The 23,815-nt window shown below is 38.9% G+C and carries 22 protein-coding genes; 15 read left to right on the top strand and 7 right to left on the bottom strand.

Annotated elements, in window-relative coordinates; genetic code table 11:
• Nucleotides 1-259: 259 nt before the first annotated feature.
• The 3 genes from OGI71_RS13700 to OGI71_RS13710 are packed head-to-tail and all read right to left on the bottom strand — an operon-like array spanning nucleotide 260 to nucleotide 2,534.
• Complete coding sequence (locus OGI71_RS13700) at nucleotides 260-1,015, bottom strand: hypothetical protein (RefSeq protein WP_282256056.1); 756 nt, start codon at nucleotides 1,013-1,015, stop codon at nucleotides 260-262.
• Nucleotides 1,016-1,027: 12 nt separating this feature from the next.
• Nucleotides 1,028-1,816: a DUF6882 domain-containing protein gene (locus OGI71_RS13705; protein ID WP_282256057.1), complete on the bottom strand. Its 789-nt coding sequence runs from the start codon at nucleotides 1,814-1,816 to the stop codon at nucleotides 1,028-1,030.
• 10 nt (nucleotides 1,817-1,826) lie between these two features.
• Nucleotides 1,827-2,534 (bottom strand): hypothetical protein, encoded by a 708-nt coding sequence (locus OGI71_RS13710; protein ID WP_282256058.1) that lies wholly within the window; start codon nucleotides 2,532-2,534, stop codon nucleotides 1,827-1,829.
• A 215-nt stretch (nucleotides 2,535-2,749) separates the two neighbouring features.
• On the opposite strand from OGI71_RS13710, the gene OGI71_RS13715 reads away from it, so the two are divergent.
• The 7 genes from OGI71_RS13715 to OGI71_RS13745 all read left to right on the top strand — a co-directional run bounded on the left by OGI71_RS13715 (nucleotide 2,750) and on the right by OGI71_RS13745 (nucleotide 11,221).
• Entirely contained in the window at nucleotides 2,750-3,493 is a 744-nt protein-coding gene (locus OGI71_RS13715) for a LytTR family DNA-binding domain-containing protein (protein WP_259183248.1), read from the top strand.
• A complete protein-coding gene (locus OGI71_RS13720; protein ID WP_282256062.1) occupies nucleotides 3,490-5,409 on the top strand; it encodes a histidine kinase in 1,920 nt (639 codons plus the stop codon). Before OGI71_RS13715 ends, OGI71_RS13720 begins: the two co-directional genes overlap by 4 nt.
• 297 nt (nucleotides 5,410-5,706) lie before the next feature.
• Nucleotides 5,707-6,666 carry a preprotein translocase subunit SecD gene (locus OGI71_RS13725; protein WP_282256064.1) on the top strand — a complete coding sequence of 320 codons (960 nt, stop codon included), beginning with the start codon at nucleotides 5,707-5,709 and terminating at the stop codon, nucleotides 6,664-6,666.
• Nucleotides 6,667-6,936: a hypothetical protein gene (locus OGI71_RS13730; RefSeq protein WP_282256065.1), complete on the top strand. Its 270-nt coding sequence runs from the start codon at nucleotides 6,667-6,669 to the stop codon at nucleotides 6,934-6,936. It begins immediately after the preceding gene.
• A gap of 54 nt (nucleotides 6,937-6,990) precedes the next feature.
• A complete protein-coding gene (locus OGI71_RS13735) occupies nucleotides 6,991-7,629 on the top strand; it encodes a hypothetical protein (RefSeq protein ID WP_282256067.1) in 639 nt (212 codons plus the stop codon).
• Nucleotides 7,630-7,785: 156 nt separating this feature from the next.
• The gene (locus OGI71_RS13740; RefSeq protein ID WP_282256068.1) at nucleotides 7,786-10,233 is read left to right on the top strand and encodes an ABC transporter permease; all 2,448 of its coding nucleotides are present in this window, start codon (nucleotides 7,786-7,788) and stop codon (nucleotides 10,231-10,233) included.
• Nucleotides 10,234-10,606: 373 nt separating this feature from the next.
• The gene (locus OGI71_RS13745; protein WP_282256069.1) at nucleotides 10,607-11,221 is read left to right on the top strand and encodes a DUF1062 domain-containing protein; all 615 of its coding nucleotides are present in this window, start codon (nucleotides 10,607-10,609) and stop codon (nucleotides 11,219-11,221) included.
• Between the two features lie 162 nt (nucleotides 11,222-11,383).
• Here the strand turns inward: OGI71_RS13745 and OGI71_RS13750 are convergent, their stop codons facing one another.
• Nucleotides 11,384-13,849 carry a glutaminase family protein gene (locus OGI71_RS13750; RefSeq protein WP_282256070.1) on the bottom strand — a complete coding sequence of 822 codons (2,466 nt, stop codon included), beginning with the start codon at nucleotides 13,847-13,849 and terminating at the stop codon, nucleotides 11,384-11,386.
• Nucleotides 13,850-14,203: 354 nt separating this feature from the next.
• Between OGI71_RS13750 and OGI71_RS13755 the strand changes: the two genes are divergently transcribed.
• Nucleotides 14,204-16,012: a mechanosensitive ion channel domain-containing protein gene (locus OGI71_RS13755; RefSeq protein WP_282256072.1), complete on the top strand. Its 1,809-nt coding sequence runs from the start codon at nucleotides 14,204-14,206 to the stop codon at nucleotides 16,010-16,012.
• On the opposite strand, the gene OGI71_RS13760 is transcribed toward OGI71_RS13755, so the two are convergent.
• A complete protein-coding gene (locus OGI71_RS13760) occupies nucleotides 16,009-17,463 on the bottom strand; it encodes a PLP-dependent aminotransferase family protein (protein ID WP_282256073.1) in 1,455 nt (484 codons plus the stop codon). The two genes, OGI71_RS13755 and OGI71_RS13760, sit on opposite strands and share 4 nt — an antisense overlap.
• 99 nt (nucleotides 17,464-17,562) lie before the next feature.
• Here OGI71_RS13760 and OGI71_RS13765 point away from each other — a divergent pair, with 99 nt between their 5' ends.
• From OGI71_RS13765 to OGI71_RS13790, 6 genes are all read left to right on the top strand, one after another.
• The gene (locus OGI71_RS13765) at nucleotides 17,563-18,444 is read left to right on the top strand and encodes a DMT family transporter (protein WP_282256074.1); all 882 of its coding nucleotides are present in this window, start codon (nucleotides 17,563-17,565) and stop codon (nucleotides 18,442-18,444) included.
• Between the two features lie 205 nt (nucleotides 18,445-18,649).
• Entirely contained in the window at nucleotides 18,650-19,261 is a 612-nt protein-coding gene (locus OGI71_RS13770; RefSeq protein ID WP_282256075.1) for an FMN-binding negative transcriptional regulator, read from the top strand.
• 18 nt (nucleotides 19,262-19,279) lie between these two features.
• The gene (locus tag OGI71_RS13775) at nucleotides 19,280-19,819 is read left to right on the top strand and encodes a GNAT family N-acetyltransferase (protein ID WP_282256077.1); all 540 of its coding nucleotides are present in this window, start codon (nucleotides 19,280-19,282) and stop codon (nucleotides 19,817-19,819) included.
• 9 nt (nucleotides 19,820-19,828) lie between these two features.
• Nucleotides 19,829-20,563 (top strand): YggS family pyridoxal phosphate-dependent enzyme, encoded by a 735-nt coding sequence (locus tag OGI71_RS13780; protein ID WP_282256078.1) that lies wholly within the window; start codon nucleotides 19,829-19,831, stop codon nucleotides 20,561-20,563.
• An 11-nt stretch (nucleotides 20,564-20,574) separates the two neighbouring features.
• Nucleotides 20,575-21,306, top strand: coding sequence for a gamma-glutamyl-gamma-aminobutyrate hydrolase family protein (locus OGI71_RS13785; protein WP_282256079.1), 732 nt, complete (start codon nucleotides 20,575-20,577; stop codon nucleotides 21,304-21,306).
• 176 nt (nucleotides 21,307-21,482) lie between these two features.
• Nucleotides 21,483-21,800 (top strand): hypothetical protein, encoded by a 318-nt coding sequence (locus tag OGI71_RS13790; RefSeq protein ID WP_282256080.1) that lies wholly within the window; start codon nucleotides 21,483-21,485, stop codon nucleotides 21,798-21,800.
• A gap of 116 nt (nucleotides 21,801-21,916) precedes the next feature.
• On the opposite strand, the gene OGI71_RS13795 is transcribed toward OGI71_RS13790, so the two are convergent.
• Nucleotides 21,917-22,207: a putative quinol monooxygenase gene (locus tag OGI71_RS13795; protein ID WP_282256081.1), complete on the bottom strand. Its 291-nt coding sequence runs from the start codon at nucleotides 22,205-22,207 to the stop codon at nucleotides 21,917-21,919.
• A complete protein-coding gene (locus OGI71_RS13800; protein WP_282256082.1) occupies nucleotides 22,204-22,815 on the bottom strand; it encodes an NAD(P)H-dependent oxidoreductase in 612 nt (203 codons plus the stop codon). The genes OGI71_RS13795 and OGI71_RS13800 overlap by 4 nt, the downstream gene beginning before the upstream one ends.
• Before the next feature lie 97 nt (nucleotides 22,816-22,912).
• On the opposite strand from OGI71_RS13800, the gene OGI71_RS13805 reads away from it, so the two are divergent.
• A complete protein-coding gene (locus OGI71_RS13805) occupies nucleotides 22,913-23,809 on the top strand; it encodes a LysR family transcriptional regulator (RefSeq protein ID WP_282256083.1) in 897 nt (298 codons plus the stop codon).
• Nucleotides 23,810-23,815: the final 6 nt, after the last annotated feature.

The raw sequence follows: 23,815 nt of genomic DNA on the forward strand, positions 1-23,815 counted from the left end.
ATTGGCCTCGCAGAGTTTTTTATCTTTAAATGAATTTAAAGATAAAATGTATCATCATATTAACCAAACAAATCGTTGTGTTCATATAAAATTCATCCTCAGACCATACTCAGTCTTATTCTAGTTCATATAACAATATTTTAAGCGCAAGAGTTTTCTTATTTTTTTCTTTCATCAGAAACCGCTGTCTCATTTTGCCCATCTAAAGCTCATCGCAAACTAGCCTTCCCTTCCCCTTAATTCTGACTTCAATACACATTTATTCTTCAAACATTCTTGCATCATAACTTTTGATCACAAAACCACCATACAAGTATCTCGCTTTTCTCGTAATTTTCCTCCCATCCGATTGGCGATAAAAAGTGTAAGAGATTTCCCTGTTTTTTGCATCGAATTTTATGGGTATTGGTGGATAGGATTTTAAGTGATCCTTACTCGATTGATCACTTTCAAGAGTAGATTTGTTCTGCAACGGGCTTTCATCAACATTTGTCCAGCTACACACAGATAAAAAATGTTTATTCGAATCAACCACATCCAAATTATCTTCATACAGGTAAGCCTTATAACAAGAAAAAGATAACTCATCCATTCTTTTGATTAGTAGGTAATGATGCTGATCAAGCAAATGGAGCTCATAGAAGTAATCAAAGGTTCTTTCTTGCCTATTGATCACATGTTTATTTTTCAACACATAATTCCAGTGCTCAAAATTACTTCGGAGGGTGAACAGCTCATACGCTCCGGATTTTTTCAAGCTAAAATCTGAATTTAAACTATCCAACACCTCTCTAAAACTCTTAAAATTTATTATATCATCTTGCTCAAGTGTTTGAATTAATCGTTCACCAAATTCTTCACAAAGTGCTCTTTTGGTCATCGAATCTTGACTGGAAATCGCTGCATTAAGATCAAGAAATGACTGCACAAGCCTTAACTCTTGGTCGGTCTGTCCATAGGACCCCTGCGTTACTTGAAGTAATAACGTGAACAGCACTAATTTAAGCAGTTTCATCTGTTAGCGTTTCTATCCATTGAGATTCGTAAGACGCGACAGCTCATCAAACTCTGCGGTGATCGTGTCCCCTCCTTTTGTTGCTATGAACTGGGCTCCTTGTTCCGATATTTTATAACCTTTTTTTTCCAAATACCACTGCAAAGCAATCTTATGGTTCATTTCAAATTGGGAAATTAACTGTGGAAAGACAGACAGTATCCGAAGATGATCATCTTGATATTGACGGTCTAAAACATTACTTTTGATCGTCACCAGCATTGCCCCCTGTCCATAATCAGCAATATAATAAGCGCTCGCGTCAAACATTCCGGAGGCGATCAAACCAATGCGGTGCAACTCATCTTTGGAAAAATCAAAGCTATTGTTGCTGAAAAGATCAATCCCTTGATCTTCACCATATTTTTTTAGTTGAAGAGCCTGCTGCGTAATATTTTCAGAAAGACCAGATTTGGTATTTGCCCATGCCCAAAGCCAAGTTTCGGACGAATGCGAAAAAGTCCCTAAGACCTGAATCGGAAAATCAAGGTTTGGCCCAAAACTAATCTCCTCTTTGGTCATATCAATATTCCAATTATTATTACTGATGACCGTTGCAAAATCATACTGTTTATCAAAAGCAATTCCACCAAATCTTTCAATCAATTCCTGTTCTGTGCAACAGGCTAAGCTATTTTCTGGCCCCTTTGTAGACGTAACCTGTTCTACTTTAGCACCTTGCTCTATCTTAGCTCCTTGTTCTGCTTCGGTACCCTGTCCTATTTTAGTACCCTTTCCAAAAAGTTTGTTTAAAAATCCCATAATTGTTTCTCTATTTTTTCAATTCAGCCAGCAATTCTGCCCTTCTAAAACTCTCCCCATTAATTGTCAGTACGATTTCATCGATCTGTTTTAAATCAGCTACTATTTTAAGCAATTCATTTTTTCTATCTATTTTGATTTTCTTATTGATAAAAAATTCATGAATATAAAGTGTGTTCAGTTTGGGAATGGTCTTTAACTCAGTCAGATCTTTCAATTGAAACATATTGGTTAACCGCAATTCGACTAATTGATCCAATTTAGCAAAATCAACTAATTTTTTTGAATTGAGTTCAAACAAAGCAATACGTTCGAGTCCGGAAAAATCACGCAAGAAAGATAAATCACCCATCTTTGATACAGAGGAAATTTCGAGATTTCGTAATGAGGGTACATGAGGCATGATTAGATAATCACTTTTGGAAGTAAAACCTTCCAGTCGCAGCGACTCTAGCTCCAGTTCCTCCACAAAATCTAATGTATTTACTGCTCCCTTCGTACTAATAAACAATTGCTTAAGTGACTTACAATTGGCTAGCGGAGATACATCCTTAACAGTTCCCGCAATTGACAAGTGTTGCAAATTCGTGATTTTCTCGATAAATTTTAGCGAAATGCTCGTATAAAAAAACAGTTCCAATTTCTCAATCTGGTCGATAGGTTGATCTTTGAGAACATCCAAATCTTTTGCGCTATTGATCTCAATCGCTAATTCCATAGTACTTATTTTTATGCTTAACTCAAATATACTGAATGCACTAACCAACCTAATTATGCATTTACAATCCGTCAAAATCGTTTATGATTCGTGAAATTATCGAATATACTGACCGGCGATCTGTATCACATATTGAAAAAAACAGCACAAATTGTAAATGAATAAGATTTTTTTACTCACAATTATTATTTTTACCGAACAGAAAAGTTTGAAAAATGATAACAGTAGCGATAATAGAAGATGAACCCGCTGTCCGTAAGGAAATCAGTTACCTCATACAAGAGGAAACCGACACAGAACTAATTGGTTGGAGCGACAGTGTCAGAACTGCTGTAAAACTAATTGAAGAAAAGAAACCGGATGTGATCCTAATGGACATTCAACTTAAGGATGGTACAGCGTTCGATCTGCTAAAAAAACTCAATGTTATCCCACAAAACGTCATATTCATCACAGCGTATAATCATTTTGCCATCAAAGCGATCAAATATGGTGCTTTAGACTACTTGTTAAAACCTGTTGATCAAACCGAATTAAAAGAAGCATTAGAACGCTACCGTCGTCGCAGCGATAATAATCCGCAATGGATGCAGCAGTTAAACATGGCACAGAATGCAATGCACCATGGCGATTTACCAGAAAGTATTGCCCTGACATCCATTCATAATGTACGTATTGTTGCTGTTCACGACATTGTATACTGTAAAGGTGATGGTCCATATACTTTTTTCTTTCTGAGTGATGGTTCCAAGGAGCTCATATCCAAACCGTTGAAATATTATGAGGAATTGTTACCCGCTCCATATTTCCTACGCACCCATCAGTCCTACCTGGTAAACCGTAAGTACATAACCGGTGTTAACCGTTCTGAGTATATTGTATTGAAAAACAAAGAAGAAATACCTATTTCATCGCGAAGGAAAAACATAATTTTAACCCAGCTTTTCCCAGAGAAATGAGATATCTGTTACAATGTATTTTCTTTTTGCTACTTATTTTACATATTGTAGCTTGCGACAAAAGACCGACTTTTTCTTCCCGAGACCATGATGCTGTTTTAGCACAGATAAAGGAGCTCGAAGACAAAAGGTTGACACCCACGAACGGCGACTCACTCAAAAGAGCCTGGCGACAGCTTGGCGAAAATCCTGATGTAAAAAATGACACCGTATTCTTTGCAAAAGTTAAATACAATACCGCTAGGCTATATGCCATGCTTCAGCAAGATTCCGCAGGCTTTTTTGTAGAGCAGGCACTTGAATTGATCGAACCTACCACCGGTAATCTAAAGTATAAAGCACTTATCTATAATGGTATTGGCAATATCCGCAGTGCCGAAGCAAAAGAACGCGAAGCCGGCTATTACTACAACAAAGCAGCTGCGATCGTTCTCTCGGACAGCACCGCAGGACTTTCTGCAGAAGCGAAATCGGCTATATTGCTCTCTGCGGCACAAAATAACCTAAGTTCGTTTCAATACAATCTCGCTGAAAAAATGAATCGGGCGGCCCTCCATCTCTCAGATTCGCTTCCAAAGGAGCATATCAATCGTCAGCGTGTATTCGTGCAGATGATTTATACACTAAATTCGTTGCAGAGGCCTGCCAAAGAAATAGCGCCATACCTCCACAAACTAGAGCAACTCCACCGACTATTTCCCGATAAGTATAATATCAGTTTTTTATACGATTCGAAAATACAGTACTTTGAAACAACACAGCAGCAAGATTCCTTGCTACATTATCAACTACTGAAAATAGAAATTGATGAGCGACTGAGCAATATCAAAGAGTCTTCTGTCTTGATGAATAATCTGTTTGTAAACTACTGTAATGTTGCAGCGATTTATGTGCTATTTAAGAAGCCCGTGCAAGCAGCTCAATATATTGTAAAAGCCAAACAGCTTAGAACACAATTCTCCAAATTGATCTTTCCGCATAATGAAATACTCTTTCAAAAAAGCTTAGCCGAGCTGTACCGTTTACAGGGCAAAAAGGAAGAAGCAATAGCCGTCCTCAATAATATTGTTCAATTACAGAGAAATGTCTATCATTCGGAAAACACACAAGCTATTGCCGAAATGAATGCATTGTACCAACTACAGGCCAAAGATCAATCCATTCGCACATTGAATGAAAGCATTAAGATCAATAAACTACAGTTACAACAAAATCGCCTGTGGCTGGTAATATCCTCTTTGGGCCTTATCTTATTGATTATTATATTATTCTTTCTATACTATAGTTTCCGTCAGCGACGCCTAAGCCAGGAGAAAGAAAAAGTCCTACTACAACAGCAATTACTGCGCACACAGATGGAACCACATTTTATTTTCAACACCTTAGCAGCAGTACAGAGTTTTGTGCGATTAGATAAGAAAGAAAGCGCCATCAAATATCTCAATCGCTTTAGTCGTTTGTTGCGGAGCAATCTGGAGTTAAGTCGAGAGAATCTAGTGCCTTTAAATGAGGAGATCGAAACACTGGAAAACTATCTGACCTTACAGCAAATGCGTTTTGAAGATGCTTTTACCTATCACATTACTCAGCCAGACGAGCAGGATCTTAGTGCCATCATGTTGCCTCCCATGTTGATACAGCCTTATGTCGAAAATGCCCTACTACATGGTATTGACCTCGAAACCTGTAAAGGCAATATCGACATTCATTTTCAATTGGATGGAGATATTTTATCTGTAGACATCCTTGACAGTGGCAAGTCTGAACCAAATATCCAAGAAACTCCACATCGCTCGCTCTCCGGAACAATCAGTCATGAACGGTTGCAACTCCTTGGCAGGAAAGCAAGCATAAAAATCACGAAAAATCCTGAAGGCGGGACACTGGTCAAATTACAAATACCTGTTACATCCTGACTTTTTTTTGATCGAACTATGCCTGCTCATTACCTTGCTATTTTTTGCAACGAAGGTCGATGCAATGAGTTTATTTCAACAAACGAGCACATAGACCACATATCAAATCTGTAAGATTGATATGTGCGAATCGTAAAAACTATTTACGATTCGTAAATATCACAGTTTTAGCAAGCATTCCTTTCTTAGCTTTGATAAATCAGCAATGGTCTATACATGAAAAATACATTCTCCAATATCGCATGCTTTAGACGAATTATAAGTTTCACTATCCTTATTGTTATAACTAGAAATATTATGGCACAAGAAGTCAATCATTATATCGCAACCGGTAAAGACAGATCCAAAACGATCAGCGGACAATATGGTGATCTCAGTGGCATCTGTCTCTTTGAAGATGGCAAATTCATGTTATATGGCTATGCTACCATGGTTTTTGGATCCTATGTCTTTGAAAAGGATTATCTCCTTTTCTATCCAGACCAGTTACCGCAATTTCAATTATATGCAAACCATAACCCCACTTTAGGAGATACCGTATCTGTCAATTTTAGAGGCTTCGAAGAGGGAAAGACTTTTGTACAGTTTGGAGATGACAATGTGCAACCAGTTTTCAACGATGGGGCCAATTGCTTCGATTTCCCGTATCTCTATGAGCAATCACTCCCGATGTCACAGTTGAAATTCGTTGTACAAAAAGAAGATTTTGATGCAGGTCCTGCATACCAGACATTCCACTATCAAAATGACCAACACCTCAATGACTTCATCGCAATCTATAATAAACCACAGCGAGCGCGGACGAATTTCGCTGCCTACCTGTATCTAACTGAAGATAAAAAGCTTGCCATAAGTCTTTCTAATTATGGCGGCAGGAAGGGTTTTTTAAGAGAAAACCAAGTAGACCCAACGCAAAAGCGCTGGTTTGAAATATTAGCAATGAAAAAAGAATACGAAAATGCGGGAAGCATTGAGTTGACCGCAATATTTTCCAATGCAGAGTATAACATTTCCTATCCCGACCTAGAGGAATATAATTTCGATAAAGCAACAAATCAATACATCAGCAAGTCCACGAAGGATAATGACCAGGAGAGTGATCCGCATGATCGCTATCTGCGTCAATATACCAAACAGCCATTAGTACCCAAGCCAGATAAGTTTGATACCAAAGCTGTCGCTGCCGTAAGTTTATTTTTTACCAGCTGTAGCCAACCTGACGAATCATACAATCACATAAAAAGAAGAAAAGACTAAATGATCAAACAAAGTTTATACCTCATCCTATTGCTATTACTCTCTACGAGTAGTTATGCACAGTTAAATTTGCGAAAAGCGATTTTGCAAAGTGATTTGATTATTTCTATCAATAACCATCGGCAGGACAGCATTTGGGAAAATAGTTTTAACAGCGACACCAGTTCCGCGGATTATATCTTGTGCAATGCATTGACATCCGAAAAGTTTGAAAAATATGAAAAAAGAGATATTATGGTACATTTACTAAAAGTCGCAAGTGAATGGTAATAAGCAATGGTATCAAGTTTGCTTAGCGTAATGAATAAAAAACAGTGATCGACCATGCGTATCCTGAGACGAGTTATTATATTAGTTATATCATGTTTCACCCATATCGTTGCCTATGGACAGCAGCGTACGGTCGAACAGATCGTAGATCAGGTGATTCATTCATATAACAACAAAGACAGTCTCGCGTTTAATGCACTTCTTAACAAAGAGCTTGGTCTCTATTTCATCACCACTTTGGGAGTCAATAATCGTTGGACACATACATCAAAAATTTCTTTTAATCACCATACAGATTGTTCGATCAACAACCCTTACCAAGACTTTCTGGCACAGGATCAGATCTCAATCCCAAAATCAAAAAATATAACGTATAGCGATCGACCTTTTTTCGAGTGCGAAACAATCTACAAAAAAGGCGTATTTGTCGCCAATAAAGGTAAATACCATACCTTATCCGAATCTATTATTTTTTATAGAACACACTATTCAGGCATTATCGGTGAAGAAATTACGTCGAATAAAGCGCAAGAACTAGACCATCTCTATAGCCAGGTAAAGCGTATTGAAAATCAGAGTCGACGCATTATTGTCAACAGCGACACAGGCACTTTTATTTTTTATATTACCAAAATTGACACACAATGGTGGCTAACAATGATAGATTTTGCCAGCGCCGATTGCAGTGTGTAATTGTCCGCATCTGAACAAGAAATGTTCGAATACGAACAGTCCCTCCGCACAACACCAAAACATAAACAACTAAAAATCAAACAACTAAAACAATGGCAAATCAATTGCAATTCTATTTTAACATAAAATAGTCATCTATTGATAATTGATACCGCTATGTTAAAAATCTACATAAAAACTGCTTGGAGAAGTTTAAAAAGTCAGCGCTTCTTCTCATTAATAAAAATAGGCGGATTTGCTTTTAGCATAGCAATCTGTATGCTTATTGTTTTGTACGTAAAGCATGAGTTGAGCTATGATAAATTTTACAAAGATTCCAACCTACTTTTCAGGGTAGTAGGCGTAATCAATAAAGACAATACTGTTCTAAAAGGATTATCGTTACCTGCTCCAGCGGGCGCTACTTTAAAAGAAGAATTTCCAGAAATTATTGCCTCCGGAAGATTATTAACAAACCCTCTTTTTGGTGCTGGAACCAATCAAGTCGCCACAACTGGGAATGCCGAACTATTTTCCGAAGAAGGTTTCTGTTTTGCGGATCAAGCGATCATGGATTTCTTCCCAACCAAAACAATATTTGGTTCATTAAGCCATGCGCTCGACAATCCAAAGACTATTGTAATCACCAAGCGGAAAGCAGCAAAACTATTTAAAGGAAATCCGATCGGAAAACGCATTTATTTAAATAATGAGAAATCAAATGAGTATTCCATTACAGCAGTCATTGACGATATTCCCACAAACTCCAATCTATATGGATTTGATTTCTTTATGACATTAAGTGGTCATGAACCTTATGAAGGTGAAAAATTAAATTGGCTCGCCTCCAACTATACGACCTATTTTAAAGTCAGAGAGGGCACCGATATTCAACAATTGGAAAAGAAAATCACAAAATCCTATATTCAGGATCATTATAAACCCGCTATGATTAAAGCAGGTATGACAGTTAATGAAGAGATTTGGAATACTGCAAGAATGACCTTACAGCCTTTGGAAAAGATTCATCTATATTCCAATGATGTCCAAACTCATAAAATTGAAAGTCAAAATCGTGGTGATATTCGATTGGTCTATATTTTTGGTGGAATAGCGACATTTATATTGATTATCGCAATGATCAATTTTATCAATCTGTCCACTGCCAATGCTGCTACACGTGCAAAAGAAGTTGGTGTCCGAAAGACAATTGGTTCCGGTCGAAAGGCCCTCATTATACAGTTCATGACGGAGTCTTTTTTATACAGTGGAATCTCGATCGCATTTGCCTTATTTTTCGCTGTGATTTTACTTCCCTTTTTCAATCAGATTGCCGGCAAATCCTTAGTTTTTCCTTGGACGACCTGGTATTTCATCCCCACCCTTTTCATCTTCGGTTTATTGATAGCTATTGTATCTGGAATTTATCCTGCGATGTATCTTTCTAAATTTAAGCCGATTGCTGTCTTAAAAGGAAACTTAAATTTAAAATCTAGCCGCAACTGGTTTCGAAATGGACTTGTTATCTTCCAGTTCGCAACATCTATCATCCTGATCATTGGCACCTTGGTCATCAACCAACAAATAAAATATATTTTAAATAGAGACCTAGGATTCAATAAAGAGCAAGTGCTCATATTAAGAGGAACGGGCACTTTGGATGGAAAGCAAAGGTTATTAAAAAACGAATTAAAGGAACTGTCCAGTGTGGCTTCTGTTTCTATAGGCGATTACCTACCAGTTACGATGGATGGCGTAAAACGTAACGGAAATTCATTTTGGAACGATGGTAGACAAAATCAAGACGTGGGTGTAGGCGGTCAGAACTGGATTGTTGATGATGATTATATCTCCACCTTCGGGATCAAAATCCTCGAAGGCCGTAATTTCAACATGAACATGCCAACAGATTCCGCGGCGATAATAGTCAATCAGAAGATGGTAAAAGAGTTGAACATCAAGAATCCAATTGGTGCAAAAATTCGAAATTATGCAACTTATACAATCATTGCTGTGGTCGAAGATTTTATCTTTGGAAACATGCGTAATGAAGATGTTAAACCGCTGGCATTGGTTATTGGTGGTAGTCCGAATATGATGTCCATTAGGCTTAAATCAGACAAAATGGAACAAAGTATTCAGGAAATTACGAACGTTTGGAATAAATTCTCTCCAAATCAAAAGATCCAATACACCTTCTTAGATGAAGGATTTGCCATGTTATATGCAGATGTACAACGGACTCAGGTTATTGTCTCAACTTTTGCAGGGTTAGCTATATTTATTGCCTGTTTGGGCTTATTTGGACTTGCCGCATTTGTGACCCAGCAACGGACAAAAGAGATCGGCATCCGGAAGGTGCTTGGCGCTAGTTTGCCAGGAATTATAAAATTGCTATCCGCTGATTTTATAAAACTTATTTTCATCGCCATTCTAATCGCCTGCCCTATTGGCTGGTGGGCAATGAACACTTGGCTACAGGACTTCAACTACAGAATCAATATCCAGGTTTGGACATTTATACTTGCGGGAATCTCAAGCATGTTAATAGCATTTGGAACCATCTTTTACCATGCGCTAAAAATAGGACGAATAAATCCGGTCAATAGCTTAAAAGACGAATAATTTCCCATTCATACATTTCATCGGCACATGGCATATTACATTGCTGTCGGTGAAATGTTGTTACTACAAAACCTCTCTTAGTAATTTCAATTAAATTACTTAACTTAGCATTTAGACCAAACGATTACGTTTTGAACACAATTCTTAAATTTATAGTTGCTTAGTTAGCCTCACAAACCACAGGCTAATCATTCTTTTATTTGGGTAATCCTATCCAAACAGGTTTTCATTTGATTTTATTATTCACCTTACCGCTGTAGCAAATATTTCCTTTTTGTTATGCAAGCTATCGATACCCTCGTGTTGTGATAGCAGAAACATCGTGAATAATTTCAAAAAAATTAACAAAGAATATTAAGCACGACTATAAATAATGCAACAGGAATATATATGGGCTGTCAGTCCAAACAATACACCACTATTAAAGAAATCATGCAGCCACTGCGATAGTAAACAATTTTATTGCAGTGAAAAATTCAGAATAAATGCACAGAAAAAAAACGTTGACGTATGGTTGATTTATCGATGTGTTAAATGCGATAGCACATACAATTTGACCATATTTTCACGTACTAGACCGACTACAATAGACAGTATATTGTTCAACAAATTTCAAAATAACGATACAGAACTGGCTTGGAAATATGCATTTTCCGAAGAAATGAGAAGAAAAAACAATGTTGATGCCGATTTAGCTACAGTAACCTATGCTTTACAATATGACCAGATTTCAAGCGATGAATTGCTGTCTTTGAATGAAATGATCTTAACATTCGAGGTTGACTATCCCTTTGACTTTCAACTTAGGTTATCATCCCTCATTCGTACCTGTCTCAACCTTTCCTCAAGGCAGCTCGATCAACTAATCATGCAAGAAGCAATTACGGTAACTCGAAAATACTTACAGAAAAAGCATAAGATAAAAGACAAAGATCGCATTGAAATTGATTGTAAAAAACTTAAAAGTGTACTATGTAAAAAGCCCTAAAGTATACGGTAATGGATTGATCTGATCGTTGATTATCTAAAAAAATAGCCTCAATTTCTGGATTTTTTTTAGAGAGCCATAGTCTATCACAAAAAAGGGAACCGTTGGTTCCCTTAATTTTTCATATTATAATGAAGTACTTTTTATAAGCTATTCATATATCTATTTTTGCTGAAGTTTATCCGATAGCATCTTCATATAAAAACCACCTACAACACTACGCGCCTTAAAATTCTCACGTATCCCTGTATTCGCATCGTAAAAATCATTTAGTGGAACACGTGATTCTGTTTGGATCGCGTGGTTGTAAACGGGATGCACCAAAGCTTCGAATTCTTCTCTAGTTGGTGCGAACGTTGCAGTCCACAAAATCCAGTCGTTTTTGGTATATGCTTTTCGGCTATCCAATGGTATTCCAAATCTACTTTGTTTGGTAAGGTAATACTTGATCTCCGTGTTGTAGACTTTCTGTGGAAATAGATTTAGTCCCAGCACCTTGTCCCAAATCAGATTATATTTTTGGCTCCAGGTGTTTTTATCGTCAAATGTCAGCGCGTAATGGTCTCCGGCATCTGCCATTTCCATCCATTTTGGCACCATCTCCTCCGCGATGGCACGATATTTCTTCGCCGTTTCAGTTTCACCGATAGCTTCAGCCATTTGCGCATAACAGGCAATCCCTACAATAGCCTTTACCGATAAGTTTACGTTACGGGCAAGATGGCCCGCAAAATCATCTGTACATAATTGCGTTTTAGGATCAAAACCATCCTTTACAAGATAGTCTACCCAAGTGGTGAGCGTCTTCCAGTGCTTACGTGCATAGCTTGCATCCCCCTGTACTTTTGAAATCGCAGCTGTCAAAATAATCATATTTCCAGACTCTTCGACAGGCATTGGCTCGCCATAAGTCTGTCCATTAGCCAATGGGTATGTACCTAGATCATGCGCCGCCCAAGGGTGAGGATATTTGCCACTTTCACTAAAGTAAAAGATACCAGTCAACATGCCTTTCAACAATTCCGGATTATAGATCAAGTATAAAGGCGCCGATGGATAAGTGACATCGACAGTATTAATAAAACCACCACTGTTGTTCTCTTTGGACAACCAGAGCAATTCATCCTGTGGACTTTTCACCAAGGTATGTGCAGCAATACTCTGACGATAAGCCAGTGTTGTTAAATGTGCATATTCCTTTCCGCCAGATTTTAGCGCATCCGTGTAGACCTGTTTGTCGAAAGCAACACATCTGCCCATTACTGAACGATATTCATTAGCTGCTAAGGTAAGCTGATTTTCAATGGTTTCCTTACCAGAATTATTCCACCAAGGCCGCAGATCTTTTTTGAAATATTGGATAGCATAAATCTCATCATAGCCAAGTTCAACAAAACGTTCGACTTCCTTGTCGCCCACTGTCCCAAAAGGAATGATTGTATTCAATGATAATGCTGTCCCCCTTGTACTTTTTGACTTTGTATTCCCTTTTCTAAAGTCATCCACAGCCGTTGCCATTGGACTTACAAACTGCTGCGACTGATCTTTTTTGAGTGAGGCAACATAAAAATAGCCCCAGTCAATACGCATATCATCGGCTCCTTTTTGCAACATAGGTTGTTCGACTGTTCCTGCTTTCAAAACAGCTAATTTGTCAGTCTCATATTTTTCAGCAACGACCTCTTGTGATGGTTTATAGACCGCAATGTTGGATGCCGCACTTAAAAAGACTTTTACAGCATGTTGCTTTCCATCATTTGCTTTTACCTGATAGGTAATATAAGACACAGGACGAGCCAATAGATTAAGATCATCCATCAATAGCGGCGATGTAAATGTAAGCTTCAGATCGACTTTGCCTGCCTGGAAGTTATATATGGTACGTGTGGCTGTTATTTCCACATCTTTCTGTATGGCAGTTTGTATTTTAGGTCCCCCCTCTTTGAGCCTATCTACTAGGCCAAAATCAAGAAAACGGCCTCCGGCAGTATTGCGCAGATGAATAGCGATCTGATTTTGACCCGCCTTTAGGTCCGACTTATTTATCGGCAAGTATTGGAAGCTGTTTGTCCAACCCGCCTTTTCATAAACCTTTTTCCCATTTAAAAACACTACGACATTATCATCATGATTCAATTTTAAGAAGAGTTCGTTGATGCCTTGGGGGTCGGTCACATTAAATGCACGACGTACCCAGATATCATCCGATTTCCACAAAGTCTTGACATGTTTTTGATCATCTCCTAGAGGAGCAGCACCTGATTTCCAGTCACTGGCTTTATAAGAAGAGGACTGCCACTCTCCTTTGGGTTTAGACTCCGTATATTGTACTGTAAAAGACTGATCTTCCGCAGTGGGAAGAATCGTTTTATAATTGGGTTCCTCCTTACCAAGAAAACGATAAATATTGCCGTCGACATTAATCAGTCCCAAGAGTGAATGATCCGCTTCGGTCCAATGTTTGGTGGTCGATGCATTCAGCTGATCCGTCATCGACCAGATACTAAAGTTTGGATTGTGGGTAATTAATGGGTAAGCTGGAGCTTTTCTTTGTTGCGCCTGTGCATCAAAAAAGCTCGATATACAAGCTAACAAGCAACAAATACTCACTTTTCCGAGTTTGTTCATCTTAAAAATAGATTTTTTAAAGGGTTTGATCATATATTTTGATAAAATTAGCGACGTAGCTGTTTTTCAGGCATAAAAAAATGAATCATTAAAAATGCGTTAAAAATAAACATGAGCTTCACAACAAATAACGTTGGAATAACTGACATTCAGCAGCCTCTTCGTATCATTTTATATGCAATTTATATCATATTGCTGCTGGTCCCCCAAAAGATTAGCGGATAAAAAAGGTAATCGAAAAAGATTGGAACATCCGATAACTGGGTTCCACAAAAAACATTATTATCTTTGGCTATCCGATCAGGATCAGATTGGTTACGCTGAGTGATTGGTATCAATTTTACCTTGGAGAATATGAGAAGATTTTACATTTTTTTCTTTACGATTATACTATGCTTTTGTTCAACAATCGTTGGGCTATATGCGCAAGAAAACGATTCAATCAATAAAAAAGAACTTGGTTTAAGCACCTTGTTAAATGATATCCGACAACAACAGATCAACGATTCACTCGAACGTCAGAAACTACAGCATGAAATCGCCAGTCTCAAAAGTCAGAATAGTCCCAAGAAAGAAAATTTAAAACAACAGCTCAATAATTTTGACGAAGAAAACAACCTGCGCAAGCAACAGTTAAAAATCAAAGTCGACTCGATCAAAAAAAACACCAAGCGTTATGCCGTCGCACCATTTAATGACACCCTTTTTTATATCTATAACAAATTAGGGTCATCACTGGCCAAAGATCGCGCCTACAATGTGGTCAACAGAATTGAGAATCTCTATGAAGATGATTTTGTAAAAGTAGATTCCTTCAAAATCGAAAACAACGAAATCAGCGCCGATATTGTTTACAAAGATCTGATCATTACTTCCATCACAGAACTTGACGCCCTACTGGAGGGTAAAAGTAAAGAAGAGATTGCCAACCAATACCTCAAACGTATCCAACAGGCCATCAGTCAGGAAAGAGCAGACAATAGCATTACCAAAGTGCTGATCCGTACAGGACTTGTCCTCCTAATCCTTGTGGTCTTTTCGATTTTGGTGTATTTTATCAATAGACTAAAAAAATATGGCACTAATCGCCTATTGACCGAACGTACAGCGCGGATCAAAGACGTTAAGATCAAAAATTATGTGTTCCTCACCTCCGTTCAGAAAACCCGTATTTTCATTAGCACAATCAATATTGCGCGTTGGGGACTGATTGTGTTAATCGCTTTCATTATGCTTCCCATTGTTTTCAGCGTCTTTCCCTTTACGCAAAGCTGGGCATCCAATCTGATCGGACTTTTTACCAAACCCCTGAAAAAAGCGGTCTTCGCCATTTGGGATTATATTCCAAATCTGATCACTGTTTTTGTCATTCTATTTGTCATGCGTTATGCGGTAAGGTTTGTAAAATATATTTTTAACGAGATTGATAAAGGTAAGTTAGAGGTCAATGGCTTTCACCGGGAGTTTGCTATGCCTACATTTACCATTGTCCGGTTTCTATTACACGCCTTTACATTGGTACTTGTATTCCCCTATCTCCCTGGCGCCAATTCAGACATCTTCAAAGGAATATCTGTTTTTATCGGAGTGCTATTTTCCCTGGGGTCATCCTCCGCCATTTCCAATATTATTGCAGGTCTTGTCATTACCTATATGCGGCCTTTTCGCATCGGTGACCGAATCACAATTGCGGATAAGACAGGTGTTGTCATTGAAAAATCACCCTTAGTAACCCGGCTAAGGACGATTAAAAATGAGGAAATCACCATTCCGAATTCCTCCATCCTATCGGGCAATACGGTTAATTATTCTACCTTTTCAGAAGAAGGAATATGTTTTCAGGTTGAACTCACAGTAGGCTATGAAGAACCTTGGCAACGGATACACGAATTGCTCTTAAATATTCCATCACGAATAGCACGGGTCAATCAACTTCCGGCACCATTTGTCTTACAAAAAAAACTAGACGACTTTTATGTCCTCTACGAGCTGAATGTTTATATTTCCAAATCAGGTGAAATTGAGCTGGCTAAATCCGAAATTTATCAACATATTCTCAATGACTTCCTAGCTGCAGGTATTGAAATGAATGGCCCACACCTATTTGCAAAAGTGGATCATGTACCACAATACCAGCATAAAAACACGGATACATCGTATTAAGGTATGTGATCTATCTCTGGATCAGTTTTATTGGCATGTAGCATCATTTTGGCTAGATTACCCAACTGTACCAGCGCAAAACGTAGTTCATCCGTCCAGGGTAGCCCTAAGCAGAGACGCATACAATTTTGAAATTGATTTTGCAGGGTGAACATTCTCCCCGGTGCAATACTCATGTTCTTTTTTAATCCGTAGTTGTAAAGCTTTGTCGTGTCAATACTTTTTGGCAATTCGACCCACAGCGCTAGCCCGCCCTGGGGTCTGCTGATCCGCGTTCCTTCCGGAAAAGACTCAGCGATCACATTGGAAAACCGTTGATAGTTTTCTTGCAATGTTTTCCGAAGATGATAGAGATGATGATCATATCTTCCAGTCATTAAAAAATTACCCACTGCCTCGTGAATTAATGTTGTAGACGACAAGGCATGAATTAATTTTAAGCGGAGAATCTGATCCTTGTATTTCCCAGCAGCAACCCAACCCACCCGGTAGCCCGGGGCCAATGTTTTTGAGACCGAGCCACACCATAACACATTGCCCTCTTCGTCAAAGGTTTTACAACATTTGGGTCGTTCGTTACCAAAATAGATATCGCCATAAGTATCATCCTCAATCAGTGGAACAGCGTGCTTAGCAAGTAACCTGACCACTTCCATTTTATTTTTATCGGGCATACAATAGCCCAATGGGGTATTGAAATTGGGCACAAGCAGACAAACATTGATCTCGGGCAGTAAGCGTTCGAGCGCAAGGATATCAATCCCCGACATTGGATTGCAAGTCAATTCAATAACCTTTAATCCCAAACTCAGAACCAACTGCAAAATACCGGGGTAGCAGGGGCTCTCCAACGCAATCGTATCTCCCGGCTTGGTCAATGCCATCAGACAGAGCGACAAAGCATGCATACAACCATTCGTTGTAATGACATCATCCGCTGTCAATCGACCATCCCAGCCCAAGGAACGAGCCGCTACCATCCTACGCAATTTCAAATTCCCCTGTAAAGGTTCATATTCAGCGCCAGCAGCATCTAATTCTCGGGTTGCAAGTACGATTTCCTTTTTTAATTTCGCCAAAGGCAGTAAATCCCCTGAAGGAACACCGATGGAAAACAAGGTGAGGTCTTTACGCCCCATATTCGCGTACACGCTACTGATCAGCTCATTGGGCTCAACACTATCCGCCATAAGCTTTATTTGACCTGTTTCGGGTAGTTGCAATTTATGCTGATTCAATGCGTTAACAAAATACCCTGACTGCGGTATCGAATAAATTAGTGATTGCGCTTCCAAATCGAGGAATACCCGCTTAGCTGTATTCATGCTGATACCATGTTCTTTGCTCAACATACGCACCGATGGTAACCGTTCATTGGGCCTGAGAACACCATTTTTTATTTTACTCGCTATATTTTGAGCCAAAACACTGTATAGAAAGTCTTTTCCCATTTTGTAAATATAACTGTATCCATCAATTAAACAAAAACTGTAACTGTACTCAACCTTAACTATTCACGAGATTTGTATCAAAATTTAGATAATCTGACAATGAGCATCAATACAAAAGTAACGGAATCATCAAATGGCTGGCTAAACGGTTTACTGGGCGTCATTATATTTAGTGGATCATTGCCTGCAACACGGATCGCGGTCTTAGATTTAGATCCATTCTTTGTGACCGTAGCCCGCGCTTCCATTGCAGGTTTGCTCGCCCTTATCGTATTATTGATCAACAAGGAAAAATTGCCTCAAAAAACACAGTTCTTATCCCTTGGTATTGTGGCTTTAGGCGTTGTCATTGGTTTCCCCTTATTGAGCGCATTGGCCCTACGCTATGTGACTTCCGCACATTCCATTGTCTTTGTAGGTATACTTCCCGTATCAACTGCTGTTTTTGGTATCATTCGTGGTGGCGAGCGCCCCCGGCCAGTATTCTGGATCTTTTCGATATTTGGCAGTCTTTTGGTTGTTGGATATGCCCTCAAACAGGGTATAGCTTCCTCTCCTATTGGCGATATACTCATGCTATTATCTGTTATTCTTTGTGGACTGGGGTATGCCGAAGGGGGCAAGCTTTCAAAGACATTGGGAGGCTGGCAAGTAATTTCCTGGGCATTGGTATTTTCATTACCAGTAGCTCTGCCCTTGACTTATATTTTTCTTCCAACCACGGTAGGGCATGTAAGCATCGGAGCCTGGATAAGTCTTGCTTACGTTTCCCTCTTTAGCATGTTTATCGGTTTTATTTTTTGGTATAAAGGATTAGCCCAGGGTGGAATCGCCTCTATTGGACAGCTACAGCTACTTCAACCCTTCTTTGGTCTAATCTTAGCTGCCAGCTTACTTCACGAAGAAGTAAATATCGGCATGCTATTCGTTACCATTGGCGTCATACTCTGCGTGGGTGGTGCTAAAAAATTTGCCAGCTAACAAGGTAAAATAAAACAGGCCTTGTTAGCTGACCATTATAAAACGAACACATACATCAGTTCGGCAGCGACAGTATCATCCGGCCATTCAACCTCACGAGAATGCGTATAGGTATTATCACTGGACTATCCACTTTATTGAATTTGGACCATTTATTCCCTTCACTTTAGCCCTATTTTTGTTGTGATCACAAAAACACCTTTGTATGTACGTACCCAAACATTTTCAATTTGAAGACTATACCGAACAGATCGCATTTATGAAACAATATAGTTTTGCAACTATTGTATCCATAAAAGACCATATCCCGATAGCGACACAACTTCCCTTCCAGATCAATGAACATGCAGATAAGCTATTTTTAAGCTCGCATTTTGCTGTTGCAAATGAGCAAGCAAAGTATATCGTAGAAAACACTTCGTTGGTTATTTTCTCTGAACCACATGCCTACATATCCCCTGTGCATTATGACAAAGAGGAAAGCGTCCCAACCTGGGACTATATCGCTGTACATGCCTACGGAACAGCACGAATTATAAATAATGAAGACGAAAAAATAGAAGTGCTTGAACAGATGATCAAGACCTATGACAGTGCTTATTTAGACCAATGGCGAGAGCTCTCAGATCGTTTTAAAAAGGGCATGTTACGAGGTATCGTCGCCTTCGAACTGGAAGTAACGGATCTACAGGGGCAAAAAAAGATTAGTCAGAACAAAACTGCTGTCGAAAGGGAACGTATCGCTACACATTTAGAGAAAGGGGGCAATTCTGTCGAAAAGAGCATCGCTAAATCTATCAGAAACTTACAGTCTTAATTTATTACACACAGCCACATGGACAAAAATTCAATAAACATAAAAATTCTCAAAGTGAAAATGACTGATATTGATCTATTGCAGAATATAAGTCAGCAGACCTTCATCGAGGCATTTTCCGAAGCCAATACAGCAGCTAATATGGCAAAGTACATGGCGGAAAAATTTTCGAAGGAAACACTATTGGCTGAATTAAGCAATCAAGGGTCGGAGTTTTATTTTGCGCAACTCGATAACAGGATCATTGGCTATCTCAAAATAAACAGTGAAAAGGCGCAAACTGAATTACACCATGAGCATGCACTGGAAATAGAACGTATCTATGTACTACAAGAATTTCATGGAAAAAAAGTAGGACAGCTTCTTTATGAAAAAGCATTGGATATCGCCAGGTTAAAAAATGTCGGGTTTATCTGGCTGGGGGTATGGGAGGAAAATCTTCGTGCAATCAGTTTTTATCAAAAAAATGGCTTTGTCGCCTTCGATAAACATATTTTCAAATTGGGTGATGATGAACAAACCGATATTATGATGAAAAAAAATTGGACCAACAATTAATTCAGAAACATGAATTCAACTATTATCGACAATATAAATGCTGTACGGCGTCGGATCAAAGAATCTTGCCAAAACAACGGCAGAGATCCACAAGAAGTAAAATTATTACTCGCAACAAAAACCGTAACAGCAGAGCGAATTAAAATAGCTCTACAGGCTGGACAGACCTTAATTGCCGAAAACAAGGTGCAGGAACTAAAGGAGAAATACGAAGATCTGAAAGAGCTTCCACACTGCAATCATTTTATTGGACACTTGCAAACCAATAAAATCAAAGAAATCCTTAAATATAATGTTTCCTGTGTACATTCTATAGATCGCTTCGATTTAGCTCAAAAGCTCCACCAGCGACTCACAGCTGAAAATAAAACAATAGATATACTCATTCAAGTAAACACATCTTACGAGGAGAGTAAATATGGTGTTGCTCCGGATCAGGTCATTGATCTTGTCAGACAGATTTCGGTTTTCCATACCTTACACATAAAAGGGCTGATGACGATTGGCCTCCTGAGTGCCGAAGCTGAACAAGTACGTAGGTGTTTCCAGTTGCTCAAACAGATTCAACAACAAATCATTATGCTCGATATTCCGAATGTATCGATGCAAGAATTATCCATGGGAATGAGTGGGGATCTGGAAATAGCAATTGCCGAAGGCGCTACTATTGTACGAGTAGGAACAGCGATATTCGGACAACGAAATACCCCCGATAGTTATTATTGGAACGAGAATTTGATTTAAAAATATAGCTTATGAATGTGCATTTTATACAGCATGAGGATTTTGAAGCTCCAGGAGCCTATTTGCAATGGGCACTAGCACGACACCATAAAACGAGTTTCTCTAGGGTATATCAATATGAAGCGCTACCACAAGACGGCACGATGATAGACTTATTGGTTATTATGGGTGGTCCTCAAAGTCCAGATTCCTCTCAACAAGAATATCCTTATTATGATGCGCGAGCTGAAATTGCCTTAATCAGGCAATGTATACATGCTGGAAAAGCCGTTGTTGGGGTTTGTCTAGGATCACAATTGATCGGTGAAGCCCTAGGGGCAACCTACGAACCTAGTCCGGAAAAAGAAATAGGCGTCTTTGGGATCCAACTTACTCAAGACGGTTTGGCAGATCCGAAAGTTGGGCATTTTGGCGAATTTCTACCTGTCGGTCACTGGCATAACGATATGCCTGGACTTAGCGCAGAAAGTCAAGTTCTTGCAGTCAGTGCAGGTTGTCCAAGACAGATCGTGAAGTACACCGATCTGGTTTATGGCTTTCAATGCCATATGGAAATCAATTCGGAAGTTGTCGAACGGTTGATTCAGGCAGAGAAAGATCTTCTACGCAGAAGCAAACAGCATAAATTCGTGCAGACTCCAGATCAAATCCGCGGTTACGACTACACCGAGATGAACAATAAGTTATTTCAGTTTCTCGATCACCTGGAAGTTGCATATCAACATACAAAAAACAATTTTTAGAACGGGTCACAGCAATCCAACCCTAATTCATCAGCCATACACAGCAATCCAACATTACAGCGCATGTACAACGGCGTTGAAAATGACCTACGGCACAGCGCCTGTAGCAGATTTAGCAGATTTTAAGAACGAGTTGTGAAAAAAAACTGTAGATTTAGTTATCAAACAAAACGTCGATGGATCTTACATTTAAGCATTTTTTGAGAACAACCACACTACTAATCTTCAGTCTTATCTTATTTTCATGTTCGGTCAAAAAGAATGATGAAAATCTAATTTGGTATGAAAACCAGGTTATTGAACAGGCAGTACCCGAACAAGATTCTGTTTACAGAATACAGATTGGTATGATGGCTTCTTCTTTTTGGTTGGATAACAAAGGTGACGAGCGGAAAGATCAGTTATCTCTTTTACAAGAAAGTCTGAAGCAACGGAATCTCCTTACTATTGGCGTTGAAAAAGGAACCAATAAAATCATTCGTGTCACTAAATAGCAATAAACAGCTAGTACTCCGTAACGCTAACACGAATGATTTCAACAGTTTTTAATATAAAAACGCGTCTGATCCCAGTTCAAATTATAAATTTTGTCATCCATATCGAGATGGAATCAGGCTATTTTTTCCATTAAGTAAATCTGTGGTGTCTCTTGCAGCTTCTCCTCAACCATTCGCCCAAATGCGAGGATATAAGGTTGCTGGTTATGTGCATCCAGTCCCGTCCGGCTTTCCCAGATTTCATAAAAGATAAACTGATTCTCATCTTCAGCCAGCTGATGCAGATCATACTGTATACAAGCAGCTTCCTTTCGGCTCTCTTCGACCATACGCTGCAATGTATGCATGACCTCGTTTCGAAATGCTGGATTTGCCTTTAAAATAGCCGTTATATAGATCTTCATGATAACTGAGTTTCAAAATAAAATACCTCTTCCAAATATGCTTTATATTCCTTTTCGTAGTTATCCACACGCTCCTGCGTTGCGCCTTTCTCCATATCATGGAAATGAAAACTTCCAATACTTTCCAGTCCTGCAAATTGATTCATCTTATGAAAGCCAAACAGAACACCTTCATCAACAGAATGCTGATCAAAAAACTCACCTTCCATCGTAAAAGCCGTATCTGGCGCGTTCCAACTTGAGGTTACAAAATACTTTTTCCCATGCATCAATCCACCGGTACCATAATTGATTGCAGGGTTCTTACGCGAACGGCCATCACTCCGATAGATTCCATTATTGTGTCCAGCTGTAAACACTTCATCTATATAAAGCTTTAGACGATTAGGCACCTGAAACCACCATACTGGAAAGTGATAAACAATGATATCCGCCCATTTAAAATTTTCAGCTTCGACCATCGCGTCAAACGCATCATTTACATTGGTCACACGGGTTTCAAATCCATTCTTAACCAAAGTTTGCTCCGTCCAATTTGTAATTGTGGTATTAAAAGAGCCACCTGAGTGTGCGAACTCCTGTCCGCCATTGATAATAAATATATTCATCTCTATTATTTTTATTATTGATAACACAAATTTCTATCATTTTTATGAATCACACAAATAATTTAAATTGTATATTTGTATCATTAAAATAATAGATATGAAATGGAACTTAGAATGGCTTCGTACTTTTAAGGCGATTTATGAGACCGGCACACTGTCAGCGGCCGCACAGGAATTATTTATTTCGCAACCTGGCGTGAGTCTACATCTCAACTCCTTGGAAGCCTTTACAGGGCACAAACTATTCGATCGGTCAGCACGCCGGATGGTACCGACAGAGAAAGGAAAAATTTTATATAATTATATTATTGATCCGCTTAAAAAGCTAGAAATAGGCGAACAACATTTTCACAATCGAGCTCTGGATGAACGTATTACCATCAGCGTTGGTATGTGTTTTGAAACCTTTCAATACACTCTTGAGGAGCATATTGCCCAGCTTCCCTTTAACCTCATTATTAAATTCGGCGAATATCCACAGATGCAACAGGATCTGGACAATGGATTACTCGACTTAATTATTACACCGCAAAAAGGCAATCAGCAGAATTTAGTCTATCAGCCCTTTTCGAAAGAGCGTATCGTGCTGATCGCAGGTTGCCAAACAGATACAACAGAATTGGAAGCTTTATTGCATGGCAATAAGATCAAAGAAGCTTCCGAGCTATTAAAAAAACAGCTATGGTACAGCACTGCCGCAGATATGGATCACCTCAGGAATTTCTGGTCAACACATTTTGGCGAACATCCCGATTTCAGCCCCAATTACATTGTACCCAATATCAGTTCCATTATACGCTGTCTCAGCAATAACAAAGGCTTTTCTATTGTTCCTGATTTTTTATGTGCAGAAGCTATTGCTTCCAGCAAAATAAAACTGGTGTGGGAAGGTCAATCTCCGGTTGAGAATACACTTTATTTTGGCACACGCAAGAAAACAATGTACCAAGAGGAAATCAGCAAATTGGAAACATTGCTACAGGAAAAATGGTAGATTTCC

This window comes from Sphingobacterium sp. ML3W (assembly GCF_029542085.1).
Classification (GTDB): Bacteria; Bacteroidota; Bacteroidia; order Sphingobacteriales; family Sphingobacteriaceae; genus Sphingobacterium.

What these genes read in the sequence shown, in the direction of transcription:
- OGI71_RS13700 (WP_282256056.1), bottom strand. Translation starts at nt 1,015, where the DNA reads ATGAAACTGCTTAAATTAGTGCTGTTCACGTTATTACTTCAAGTAACG.
- OGI71_RS13705 (WP_282256057.1), bottom strand. Translation starts at nt 1,816, where the DNA reads ATGGGATTTTTAAACAAACTTTTTGGAAAGGGTACTAAAATAGGACAG.
- OGI71_RS13710 (WP_282256058.1), bottom strand. Translation starts at nt 2,534, where the DNA reads ATGGAATTAGCGATTGAGATCAATAGCGCAAAAGATTTGGATGTTCTC.
- OGI71_RS13715 (WP_259183248.1), top strand. Translation starts at nt 2,750, where the DNA reads ATGATAACAGTAGCGATAATAGAAGATGAACCCGCTGTCCGTAAGGAA.
- OGI71_RS13720 (WP_282256062.1), top strand. Translation starts at nt 3,490, where the DNA reads ATGAGATATCTGTTACAATGTATTTTCTTTTTGCTACTTATTTTACAT.
- OGI71_RS13725 (WP_282256064.1), top strand. Translation starts at nt 5,707, where the DNA reads ATGGCACAAGAAGTCAATCATTATATCGCAACCGGTAAAGACAGATCC.
- OGI71_RS13730 (WP_282256065.1), top strand. Translation starts at nt 6,667, where the DNA reads ATGATCAAACAAAGTTTATACCTCATCCTATTGCTATTACTCTCTACG.
- OGI71_RS13735 (WP_282256067.1), top strand. Translation starts at nt 6,991, where the DNA reads ATGCGTATCCTGAGACGAGTTATTATATTAGTTATATCATGTTTCACC.
- OGI71_RS13740 (WP_282256068.1), top strand. Translation starts at nt 7,786, where the DNA reads ATGTTAAAAATCTACATAAAAACTGCTTGGAGAAGTTTAAAAAGTCAG.
- OGI71_RS13745 (WP_282256069.1), top strand. Translation starts at nt 10,607, where the DNA reads ATGCAACAGGAATATATATGGGCTGTCAGTCCAAACAATACACCACTA.
- OGI71_RS13750 (WP_282256070.1), bottom strand. Translation starts at nt 13,849, where the DNA reads ATGAACAAACTCGGAAAAGTGAGTATTTGTTGCTTGTTAGCTTGTATA.
- OGI71_RS13755 (WP_282256072.1), top strand. Translation starts at nt 14,204, where the DNA reads ATGAGAAGATTTTACATTTTTTTCTTTACGATTATACTATGCTTTTGT.
- OGI71_RS13760 (WP_282256073.1), bottom strand. Translation starts at nt 17,463, where the DNA reads ATGGGAAAAGACTTTCTATACAGTGTTTTGGCTCAAAATATAGCGAGT.
- OGI71_RS13765 (WP_282256074.1), top strand. Translation starts at nt 17,563, where the DNA reads ATGAGCATCAATACAAAAGTAACGGAATCATCAAATGGCTGGCTAAAC.
- OGI71_RS13770 (WP_282256075.1), top strand. Translation starts at nt 18,650, where the DNA reads ATGTACGTACCCAAACATTTTCAATTTGAAGACTATACCGAACAGATC.
- OGI71_RS13775 (WP_282256077.1), top strand. Translation starts at nt 19,280, where the DNA reads ATGGACAAAAATTCAATAAACATAAAAATTCTCAAAGTGAAAATGACT.
- OGI71_RS13780 (WP_282256078.1), top strand. Translation starts at nt 19,829, where the DNA reads ATGAATTCAACTATTATCGACAATATAAATGCTGTACGGCGTCGGATC.
- OGI71_RS13785 (WP_282256079.1), top strand. Translation starts at nt 20,575, where the DNA reads ATGAATGTGCATTTTATACAGCATGAGGATTTTGAAGCTCCAGGAGCC.
- OGI71_RS13790 (WP_282256080.1), top strand. Translation starts at nt 21,483, where the DNA reads ATGGATCTTACATTTAAGCATTTTTTGAGAACAACCACACTACTAATC.
- OGI71_RS13795 (WP_282256081.1), bottom strand. Translation starts at nt 22,207, where the DNA reads ATGAAGATCTATATAACGGCTATTTTAAAGGCAAATCCAGCATTTCGA.
- OGI71_RS13800 (WP_282256082.1), bottom strand. Translation starts at nt 22,815, where the DNA reads ATGAATATATTTATTATCAATGGCGGACAGGAGTTCGCACACTCAGGT.
- OGI71_RS13805 (WP_282256083.1), top strand. Translation starts at nt 22,913, where the DNA reads ATGAAATGGAACTTAGAATGGCTTCGTACTTTTAAGGCGATTTATGAG.